The sequence below is a fragment of the Bartonella sp. AA86SXKL genome (genome assembly GCF_042196885.1).
On sequence record NZ_JBHIRE010000502.1, the window covers coordinates 300 to 596 of the forward strand.

A 297-nucleotide genomic window follows, 5' to 3' on the forward strand; every position below is an offset into this window, starting at 1 on the left:
AATTTCAATTTCCGTATCATCTGAGACACCGTCAGGCCAGGGAATATTGCCACTCTGCAGCATGGTAATTTCAACGTATTCTTCTTTACGTTTTTTGATTAAAGAATCTAATAAAGCATCCACTTGCGCCTTGGTATAAACAAGATCACCATCGACTTTTAAAGGTCCTTTAAGCAAGCTTCCCTTTGTGCTTAGGTTGGTGACCACTTCATTATTATGGGTGAGGCTAAACGGAGAATTTCCTAATAGCTCTAAGCCACCACTCATGGTGACTTTGCTGGTAAATTTATTGTAATT

1 pseudogene is annotated in these 297 nt (G+C 39.1%); it reads right to left on the reverse strand.

Going from position 1 to position 297, the window contains the following annotated elements:
* Positions 1–297, reverse strand: a pseudogene (locus ACFIO5_RS12895) (Bgr_08870 family protein); the annotation flags it as partial.